This window comes from Ruminiclostridium sufflavum DSM 19573, from assembly GCF_003208175.1.
In the GTDB taxonomy this organism is placed as follows: Bacteria; Bacillota; Clostridia; order Acetivibrionales; family DSM-1351; genus Ruminiclostridium; species Ruminiclostridium sufflavum.
In genome coordinates this window covers 1-9,072 of sequence record NZ_QKMR01000039.1, presented here as the reverse complement: position 1 = coordinate 9,072, position 9,072 = coordinate 1, and the positions used below count along the sequence as shown (strand labels likewise).

The following is a 9,072-nucleotide window of genomic DNA, read 5'->3' as shown; positions in this document are numbered from 1 at the left end:
GGTCCTGCCGGTTCTACTGGCCCTGCTGGTGCTACCGGTGCTGATGGTTCTACTGGGCCTGCTGGTTCTACTGGGCCTGCTGGTGCTACTGGTCCTGCTGGTGCTACTGGGCCTATAGGTCCCACTGGCCCTGGCGGTGGTGCTACTGGTTCTGCTGGCGCTACTGGTCCCGCTGGCGCTACTGGTCCCGCTGGCGCTACTGGTCCCGCTGGCGCTACTGGTCCCGCTGGCGCTACTGGCGCTGATGGTGCTACTGGCCCTGGCGGTCCTACTGGACCCGCTGGTGCTACTGGTCCTGTCGGTTCTACTGGTCCTGCCGGTGCTACTGGCCCTGGCGGTGGTTCTACTGGGCCTGCTGGCGCTACCGGTCCCGCTGGCGCTACCGGTCCCGCTGGCGCTACTGGCGCTGATGGTGCTACTGGCCCTGCCGGTTCTACTGGCCCTGGCGGTCCTACTGGACCCGCTGGTGCTACTGGGCCTGCCGGTTCTACTGGCCCTGCCGGTTCTACTGGCCCTGCCGGTTCTACTGGCCCTGTCGGTCCTACTGGTCCTGTCGGCGCTACTGGTCCTGCCGGCGCTACTGGTCCTGCCGGCGCTACTGGTCCTGTCGGTTCTACTGGTCCTACTGGTCCTGCTGGTACTACCGGTTCTGCTGGTACTACCGGTTCTGCTGGTGTTACTGGTCCTATAGGTCCTACTGGTCCCGCTGGTGCTACTGGCCCTGTCGGTCCTACTGGTCCTGTCGGCGCTACTGGTCCTGCCGGCGCTACTGGTCCTGCCGGCGCTACTGGTCCTGTCGGTTCTACTGGTCCTACTGGTCCTGCTGGTACTACCGGTTCTGCTGGTACTACCGGTTCTGCTGGTGTTACTGGTCCTATAGGTCCTACTGGTCCCGCTGGTGCTACTGGCCCTGTCGGTCCTACTGGTCCTGCTGGCGCTACTGGTCCCGCTGGTATTACTGGACCTGCCGGTGCTAATGGTGCTACAGGCGAAACAGGTGCTACTGGAGCAACCGGTCCTACCGGTGCAGGTGAACTTGACACTTACGGTACCGCGTTCTCCGTGCTTCCCGGCCCAATTGTGATTACTGCGGGTACCCCTGCATACCTGCCTGTAGCAACCAACGGGCCGCAAAGCAACGTAACAGCCACAGGCACGGGCTTTATAATCATGGAGTCAGGCGTTTACTGGATCAATTACAGGGTGAATGTCCTGCAGCAAACAATTTCTAACTCGATTGTTTTTGGCCTATACAATGTTAATACTCAAACAGGGTATGTCGAAATGGAGGTTACCCAATCAATCTCTGCTACTGATCAAACCCTTGTCAATGCCACAGGGATTCTTTCACTAGCAAGCGCCACAGAAATTGCTATTGCTGCCTCAAGTACGTCAAGTCTTAGCTTAGCTCTAGTTCCCGGTGGAAACACTACCACACTATCCATCATAAAAATCTCAGATTAGTATAAACGGAAGCTTACAATCAGATTTTCAAGCAAGCCACACTCTCTACTGCTTTCAAGTACTGCAGAAACAGCCACAGGTTACAACTCCTGTGGTTTTTTCTTTTCAAGAGCATATGAGGCCTAGGAGATCGACATTCAAATATATTACGATTCCTCAAAATCATTTATGTTTTGTTCTATCTGCTTATCAAGCCAATCACCATGTCCAAGTTCTCTCAACAATTTTTGTACATCACCGTGTTTACAGTAGACCAACAACAAACCAAAACATCAGCATCTTTATTAAGCTCCGATAATTTAACTCTTCCCATGCAATCCTCACCTTTCCGCAGCTCTGCTGCACACTATTCAAACAGCATTTTAATCAATTGTAGTTGCCTCAACAGGAATAATCATCCGAGGATTGAAATTAATCTGATACTTATGCTTATTTACTTCTGTTTTTCCTATGTCCTCAACTATATAGCTGATTTCGCTGGATAAATATACGAAATGCTTATAATAGCGGCCGTCATCATCTTCCCCTATAACCGCCAAGTCCCCATCTGTTTCTTTTTCGATAGAAAAATTGCCGGTCATTTGAAATAATATTGTGTCTGTTCTTTGATTTATCACAGTCAATTTTCTAGCCACATTGAAGTTATCTGCTTCAAGTGATAAATTGTAGCTGACTACATCTGATTGCCTTTCGGTACACCCTGCAAGAATCATGCCACTTATTAAAATTGTTATAATTACGGTTTGAAGTTTCTTTTTTTCAATCCACTTAAATATGCCTATCATCTTCCAAACAGCCTCCTTCCCTTGCTCTTTTGCTTCAGGCTGTATTCCGTCTGTATTGCAACCAGATTGGCAAGCTTGTCAAGCTGGCGGTCATAGTTCTTGTTCAAGCCTCTAAGGGATTTGACTCCTTCATCAACACGGCTTACCGCCATCGGCACATTCGGAAGGTTGACCGCCTGTACCATGTCATATTCTTTCAGGATATTTGAACTTAATTGCTCGCTGTACCTGTTGGCTATAAGCAGAATGCTCTCAGGCGCTTTTTCTTTTGTTTCCCCTTCCTGCTTTCTTGAGGTGATTCCGTATTCATCAAGGGCTTGCTTCTTGATTGTAAGATGGTTTGCAAGGCTTGACTGCTGCTGCGTTGTTACCATATATCTGTTGGGAGTGGAGTTGAGCGCGCCGAAATACAGTGCGTTGTTGGGATACCAGCCTGCATCGGCTATTACGATATCAAACATGCCGGCTGCCATGCTTATTACATACTCTATGTGATCTGTCGTATAGTATTTGAAATCTATCAGGGTTTTGCAGGGCGGCAGTATGTACAGGTTTTTTATTTCCTCACTTTGAAGCATTGCCTGCCTTAGCTCATCCTGTGACAGTATTTTGTTGAATACCTTTGACCTTATGCTGTCCAAGCCTTTTCCGTCATCACTGTCCGCATATGAATAGGCTATGTGTCCCGACATATTCAGGAATGCTACTGTTCCCTCGCTTCTTTCGGCCAGATTTCCGGCAAGGCTTAATGCCGTCAGTGTGGTTCCCACTTTTGAATCTGCTCCGAATAGTACTGCCACGTTGTTTATTTTCCGTTCCCTCAGGTTTATCAGCTCGCAGAATCTTGAAAGTATCTGGCTGTCTGTCAGCTTAGGAGGCAGCACACTGATGCTATGGGATTTTAAAAGAGCAGTCAGGGTGTTGTATTGACTGCTCTTGTTTGAGCTTAACAGATATACTATTTTGTTTGCCTTCATTCCGTTTTCAGCATGCTGTACCAGCTCGTTTATACCGCACATCCGGTCTGACACTATAAGGCTGTCATATTCGGCTTCCCTGTGTATTGCCGAGGCTATGCTTACTTTGTCAAACATTTTATAGTTTAAAAATATATTGTAAAGCTCGATGTCATTTGTTATTAGTGTTATGCTGTTCATTTTATTTTTATCCCCCTTCTACCGGTACACTACTATAAGCTTTTTCCCTGCCAGTATGCTGCTTTCAAGCACCTGTGTTTCCTTTCTGGTGCAGATTATTTCTATTGCGGATACCTGGGAGGTTCCGTCAAGACGTTTGCTTCCATTTGTGTCTGTTACCTCTCTGTTTGTACCGTCCTTTACGTATTCCACTGTTGTTTCAAGTATTGCCTCATAGCCTCCCTTCAGTACTGTTTCCGCTTCCTCTCCTGCGCTCAGTCTGCTTTCTATCCTGCTGTCTATTTCATATATGCTGATTTTGTCTCCCCGCCGTATTGATGACGGGATTGTGTATACCCATTCGGGCGGCAATCTGAATATGAACTGGTTTTCTTTCAGTATCAGGCTGTTTTCCGAGAAGCTTTTCTGCGTAACCTGTCCGTTGGCCGGTATGAAGCCTTCTGTTGTTCTTCCGGTTATATAGCTTGCCTGCTCCGGCTTCAAGGCTCCCTGCACTGCCGAGGCCATGCCTATTTTTTCAGGCTTGAAATATATTCCCGCATCTTCAATGACTGTTCCCTTCGGTATATCTGTTTGTGCTACCAGCAGTGTTTCTGTTTCCAGTGCCGGCTGCCCCTTTGTCACCCATAGATAGGTTGCCGCCAGTGCCGCAAGCATTATCAGTATTCCCAGTATTCCTTTTAATTTTTGCCTCATTTTCCTATTACCTCCTGTAGCCAAGGTTTGAAGCCCAAGCATCAAACCCTGGCAGTATGCCGAATATTTTTTTAGGCTGTTTTTGCTGCTTCGGAGCTATTTCCGGCAGAAGTATCCTGATAAGGGCATCAATTTCCGAAGCTCTGGGGAAGCATCTTACTCCGTGCAGTATTTTCTGCGCTCTTGCTGTTTCCCCGTCGGTCAGGAAGCACATTTCTTCATAGGGCTTTCCGCACAGCCCTTCAAATTCCGTACTTCCCCTTGCAAAGAATTTTAGCCTTCCTATATGCCAGGGTGCCGTAAATGCCATTCCTATTTTTACATCCGCCTTTATGAATTCTCTCAGCAGGATGCGATTTACAGCGCTTTCGTTTTTTTCGTCCAGTGTTCCGTCCGTCCCTGTTTTAAACAGGCAGCCGTAATCCGTTATTATGATATTGAAGCCGCAGCGGTAGAGCTCATACATTGCATCATCCAAATCCTCCTGTCTTGGCAGTGACCTGTATTCACAGTTTGGAATCAGCTTTGCATGCTGTAATGAATCTGATTTATCAACTTCTATCACAGCGGTTTTCCCAAGGCTGCCCAGATACTCTCCCAGCCTTACCGCCATGCTTGTGCTGCCTGCGCCCGGAGATACGGAAAAGGCTGCTATTTTCAGCAGCCCCTTCACAACTCTCGGACGGTCTATTATTATTTCCTTTTCGACTATTACTTTTTTCTCAACCACCTTTTCCACTATTTTGGGCTTTACCGGCTGTTTGTCCCTTTTGCTGATGTTATCTGGCCCGGCTTTCTGATTTTTTTCCTCCTCCAGCCTTTTCAGCCGTTCATGCTCGCTGTTTAATGCATCCAGCATAAGGTTTACCGCTATCTCTCCCTTTTCATTTATGTATATGATGTCCCTGAGGCCGACCGCACTGAATGCCCATGCCTCAAACTGCGGGTCCTTGTCCTGCTCCTTGCAGCACCATAGTATAAGCACCTCGGGCAGGAGCGACCTTATATTATACAGCAGCTTTTTGCACTGTTCTTTTTTTACTGCCGCCTCATGTATTATTACAGCCTCCATATCACCGCTGCTATTTATCCCGGCAGGATTTTTCAGCAGCTCCTCCATGTCATAGGCTATTTCTATATTAAACTGCTTCAGGAATTTGTTTATGTTATCCTTTGTTTCCCTGCTTTCAAATATTCCGCCTGTTTTCATTGCTGATTCCACCTCCATTCATCTATTGCCTTATAATAGTATGTTTTTTGTGAACGCATGTATTTGTACAGGTTCACCGCCATATCAAGCACAGAGAGGTTTGTTATATCCTTCTGCACACACATTACGCTTGCGAATATTCCCATCAGCAGTATTATTATGAATGCCGGCAGATTATTAAATATAACAAGAGAAAAAAGTATATCGATTACTGCTATACCCGTTGCCCCTGTTACAGCCTGTATTAATTCACTTTTCCCGAAGCCGCTGTATATTTCCTTTTCCGTTTTGAGTCCTGCCGGAATGTAAAGGGTGTCTATGCTTTCATTTTCCGTCATATGCTTTTGCCTCCGTTGAAATATGCTTCTGCCAGCTGTTTTACCGCTTCCGTCAGTGCCGCCATTATTGCGAATTTCACTGCATGCTTTGCACGTTTTTTGAACATGGGCGCATCCTCCTCGCTGACGTTTGACTGTATCAGGCAATAAACGGCTCTTGCCGCACAGCCGGTAATACAAACAGGCATAAGCCATTTTGATATTTCCTTTATAATATCCATATGTCTCCTATCTTTTCAGTACCCCCCTTGTCATTTGAACAAGCCTTGATACCTGGTATACCGTAGCGGAATTTACCATGCCGCTGCTGGGCACCATGAACTCCTGAAGGAATTTGGGTGTACCCAGTGCGGCTGCTATTACCGCTATCGCCGCCCATATATGCTTTGAGATTATTATGCTCAGTGCCAGCTGCGACAGCCCCACCTGAACAACAATTGTCGCAGCACACTGGAACAGCTTCTGGCACAGAGCCTTGTACATTGCCTTGTCGGAATCCATCAGGCCTATGCAGCCTATGGGAAATGCCATTCTCAGCACAAACATTTCCACGCCTCTTTTTATGAACTGCATATAAAGTATCATCAGAAGTATTATTGCGACAAGAAACCCTATCAGATTAAACAGGCCCGTACTCAGCAAGCTGCTCGGTTCATACCATTTCCACTCCGAGGATACCCCCAGCGCCAGCCTGACCTTCTCTGTAAAATCCTCCGTTATGTCACTTAGGAATCCGTACAGGACCGGAAATGCCATTGCTGTGGCAAGTGCCTTAAAAAAGCTTGAGGTCAGTAAGAGAGGATCAGCATCCGCATCACCGTCAGTCCAAAGCACATATGTTTCAAAGCCCTTTTTCAGAAATTTAAGTATTATCATTGCAACTGCCATACCCAGACACAGCTTCTGAACCTGTGCCAGTGCCGTTGCCATGATATCGTTATTGTAGTTTGCTCCCCAAAGGGTATATTCAACATGAAGAGTAACCTGGTCAAGATTACTGAAAAGTCTCCCAAGAAATTCCGCACCGTCGTTTATTATCGGGGAAAACAGCAGCTCAAGTATTTTATCCAATTTATCACCCCCAATTTAAAGATTTTTTACGATGCCTTACGATTTGTTATCAGAAGCCCACCGTTGCCGTCTTCCCATAATATGATGCAATAAGTGTGATTGCCGCTGAAACAAGTACCGCACCTAGTGTTGATACTATAGTATCCTTAATTCTGTCGTTCCACTTCTATGACGATAGGTAAGACTTTGATTTTATCTCCGTCTTTTCCCCCGCCCCAAACCAGGCATGATAGTTTCCCATCACCCGGCTTTCCATCGTAATATGTATTACGACTACAGTCCATCCCTCCGCCGCTTACTTTTTTCACGGCTTCACAGGTACTATGACTGCTCTTTCAGCCGGATAAAGGCAAGTTATACAGCACCTTTGGCGACACTGCTTTCCTTGCCAACGCTTCAATGCGTGCAACCGCTCCACGTTCCGACCTTTCCACGTTCCGATATTCCTATCTGTTCATATATGCCTTTAGGCTGTCCTATGAGCCTGTGTGCAACGTGAACAAGTTCACGATAATACCGCCTGTAACGGTATAGGGAATTTCATAACCAAAAGATTTTACTTTACCCCACGCACATCACAATTAAGTAACTGCGGCGTTTTCCACCGCCCAATGGTTTAGACCCGTACATTCGGACTTTTTGTCAGTAGCTTTCCGCTACATTCTCACCATAGGCATTTTATAGACCCCCGGCCTAACACTCACAACCACCTCTGGTTTGCTTTTGCCATAACGGTGCATTCGCTTGAACGCTGTCGATATAGCGAGTGCATATAGCCGACTTCAACGAGCTGCATCAGGGCAGATTCGTTGCAAAACCACCCTTTTGTCGTAGTATCAGGGGAGCGTTTTAAGGCGTTACCCTATCATTCCACTCATCGGAATACCAGTTAGAAAAGCATTTGCTTTTCCGCTGTTTTTACCTTGTTTTGGGCGCAAGCCTGAAACAAGTTTATTAGCAGCAACGTGTCGCTGCACTCTGATCCATTTCGTCAGCTGCCTGCCTCCTTATAAAGAAGTACACTCCAACAAGGCCTCCCGTTATGGGAGCTATAATCATCAGCCATTTGCCGATATCAGTGGCAAGGCTTTTTGTACCGGTGGCAAAAATACTGGTTTCAAAATTACCGGCAGAGGCATCCGATTTGCAATAAAGCAGTGAGTACAGGGATATCGTAAGTGCTATGTACGCTTTGTATGCTTTCTCCCCAAATGTTTTTGTCCTTCTTTTAATCTGCCTTTGTACCTGCTTTGTTTTTGTCACCGGCTTTATTCTTTGGATATCCTTATCCTGCCGCAGCTTTTCATTCTGCTCTGTAGTATTAATTTGTCCTGTTTTATTCGGCTGGGTATTTTGCTTCATTTGTTTTACTCCCTTCACTTTCTGTATTTATTTTTATTGTATCAGACGTACTTCCGGCAACCATTGAAAACCATGTGTCCAGTGCTCTCTCCAGCTCTATGGGAACCTCGTATATCAGGTATTCATCATCGTCAACCTCCAGCAGCTGCGCCACATGGAAGGAGGCTTTAAACTGCCTGTACACGGCAGGATTATGTGGAAGAAACACCCGGATGTTTTCCTCCTGTCCCTGACTTTCGATGACCTTTTCAAGCCAGGGAAAGATGCCGAAGGGAAACTTTCTGGATACATTGCCGCCGTCGGTTTTTCTTCTCCTTTTGGGAGTGTACACAGCTTCAAAGGCTCTGAATTCATTCAGCTTTTTCCATGCAAATTGTATTAGGAACTGCATTTCCTTGTCTCTGGGCTTTGTCTCCCTTAATATGTAGCTTGAAAATTCCTCCGAGTTTACCTGAATCCGCATTGTTTTTTCCCCGTATTCGGGAATATAGAACCTTGCATAGTCAGCGGCCACTATAATACCCATGCATTCCGCTTCTCTCGTTGAGCCCAGTCCGAAGTTTATTCGCTGAAAGAATCTGGGCATATCAATACTCTCTATTGTCAAATCCACTATACCGGGCTGTGCCGATTCAACTCTGACCCGGATCTCTTTTCTGTCAAGCGCCATATATCTTGAGGATTCATCACCCTCCCCGCTGCCGGTGTCAAAGTCAAATTCAACCCTTGTGTCGTTTACCGCAAGCCTTGTTTTAAAAGGCTTGTTCTTTTTTGATATGAATTTCAGTATTTCTGTCTGACCCTGCTCCATGAGCTGCTTTAAATGCACAGGTGACAACAGCTTCCCTGAGGTTACCTTCCAGACTGTCATACCGCACTCACAATACCATTTTTTATCATCCCCCTTCATCGGTTTCTTGCAGTTGATACATAAGATTTCTTCCAACAGCACATCACTCTCCGTTTCCTTTTGTTCTTGGATATCAAAA

General features: G+C 46.5%; 11 protein-coding genes. 1 reads left to right on the top strand and 10 read right to left on the bottom strand.

Annotation, left to right across the window (positions count from 1 at the left end):
- Positions 1–114: 114 nt before the first annotated feature.
- Positions 115–1,464 carry a collagen-like domain-containing protein gene (locus LY28_RS19860; protein ID WP_422785023.1) on the top strand — a complete coding sequence of 450 codons (1,350 nt, stop codon included), beginning with the start codon at positions 115–117 and terminating at the stop codon, positions 1,462–1,464.
- Positions 1,465–1,826: 362 nt separating this feature from the next.
- Here LY28_RS19860 and LY28_RS18605 read toward each other — a convergent pair whose 3' ends face one another.
- The 10 genes from LY28_RS18605 to LY28_RS18565 form a co-directional block, all read right to left on the bottom strand.
- The gene (locus LY28_RS18605) at positions 1,827–2,249 is read right to left on the bottom strand and encodes a beta-sandwich lipoprotein (RefSeq protein ID WP_110463668.1); all 423 of its coding nucleotides are present in this window, start codon (positions 2,247–2,249) and stop codon (positions 1,827–1,829) included.
- Positions 2,246–3,406 carry a CpaE/TadZ family protein gene (locus tag LY28_RS18600; protein WP_110463667.1) on the bottom strand — a complete coding sequence of 387 codons (1,161 nt, stop codon included), beginning with the start codon at positions 3,404–3,406 and terminating at the stop codon, positions 2,246–2,248. Before LY28_RS18600 ends, LY28_RS18605 begins: the two co-directional genes overlap by 4 nt.
- 18 nt (positions 3,407–3,424) lie before the next feature.
- Entirely contained in the window at positions 3,425–4,102 is a 678-nt protein-coding gene (locus tag LY28_RS18595) for a CpaB family protein (RefSeq protein ID WP_110463666.1), read from the bottom strand.
- Between the two features lie 7 nt (positions 4,103–4,109).
- Positions 4,110–5,312, bottom strand: a complete 1,203-nt coding sequence (locus LY28_RS18590; protein WP_110463665.1) for a hypothetical protein — start codon at positions 5,310–5,312, stop codon at positions 4,110–4,112.
- Positions 5,309–5,650 carry a hypothetical protein gene (locus tag LY28_RS18585; protein WP_110463664.1) on the bottom strand — a complete coding sequence of 114 codons (342 nt, stop codon included), beginning with the start codon at positions 5,648–5,650 and terminating at the stop codon, positions 5,309–5,311. The genes LY28_RS18590 and LY28_RS18585 overlap by 4 nt, the downstream gene beginning before the upstream one ends.
- Positions 5,647–5,871, bottom strand: a complete 225-nt coding sequence (locus LY28_RS18580; RefSeq protein ID WP_110463663.1) for a hypothetical protein — start codon at positions 5,869–5,871, stop codon at positions 5,647–5,649. The genes LY28_RS18585 and LY28_RS18580 overlap by 4 nt, the downstream gene beginning before the upstream one ends.
- Before the next feature lie 7 nt (positions 5,872–5,878).
- Complete coding sequence (locus LY28_RS18575; RefSeq protein ID WP_110463662.1) at positions 5,879–6,721, bottom strand: conjugal transfer protein TrbL family protein; 843 nt, start codon at positions 6,719–6,721, stop codon at positions 5,879–5,881.
- A gap of 146 nt (positions 6,722–6,867) precedes the next feature.
- On the bottom strand, positions 6,868–7,005 hold the full coding sequence (locus LY28_RS19295) for a hypothetical protein (RefSeq protein ID WP_165835633.1): 138 nt from the start codon (positions 7,003–7,005) through the stop codon (positions 6,868–6,870).
- Between the two features lie 670 nt (positions 7,006–7,675).
- Positions 7,676–8,083: a hypothetical protein gene (locus LY28_RS18570; RefSeq protein ID WP_110463661.1), complete on the bottom strand. Its 408-nt coding sequence runs from the start codon at positions 8,081–8,083 to the stop codon at positions 7,676–7,678.
- Positions 8,058–9,072 (bottom strand): topoisomerase C-terminal repeat-containing protein (locus tag LY28_RS18565; RefSeq protein ID WP_242981428.1); only part of this gene is annotated, 1,015 nt, incomplete at its 5' end. The genes LY28_RS18565 and LY28_RS18570, both read right to left, overlap by 26 nt.

Coding starts and splice junctions, on each gene's coding strand:
- LY28_RS18585 (WP_110463664.1), bottom strand. CDS start 5,650: ATGACGGAAAATGAAAGCATAGACACCCTTTACATTCCGGCAGGACTC.
- LY28_RS18605 (WP_110463668.1), bottom strand. CDS start 2,249: ATGATAGGCATATTTAAGTGGATTGAAAAAAAGAAACTTCAAACCGTA.
- LY28_RS19295 (WP_165835633.1), bottom strand. CDS start 7,005: ATGGACTGTAGTCGTAATACATATTACGATGGAAAGCCGGGTGATGGG.
- LY28_RS18570 (WP_110463661.1), bottom strand. CDS start 8,083: ATGAAGCAAAATACCCAGCCGAATAAAACAGGACAAATTAATACTACA.
- LY28_RS18595 (WP_110463666.1), bottom strand. CDS start 4,102: ATGAGGCAAAAATTAAAAGGAATACTGGGAATACTGATAATGCTTGCG.
- LY28_RS18590 (WP_110463665.1), bottom strand. CDS start 5,312: ATGAAAACAGGCGGAATATTTGAAAGCAGGGAAACAAAGGATAACATA.
- LY28_RS18580 (WP_110463663.1), bottom strand. CDS start 5,871: ATGGATATTATAAAGGAAATATCAAAATGGCTTATGCCTGTTTGTATT.
- LY28_RS18600 (WP_110463667.1), bottom strand. CDS start 3,406: ATGAACAGCATAACACTAATAACAAATGACATCGAGCTTTACAATATA.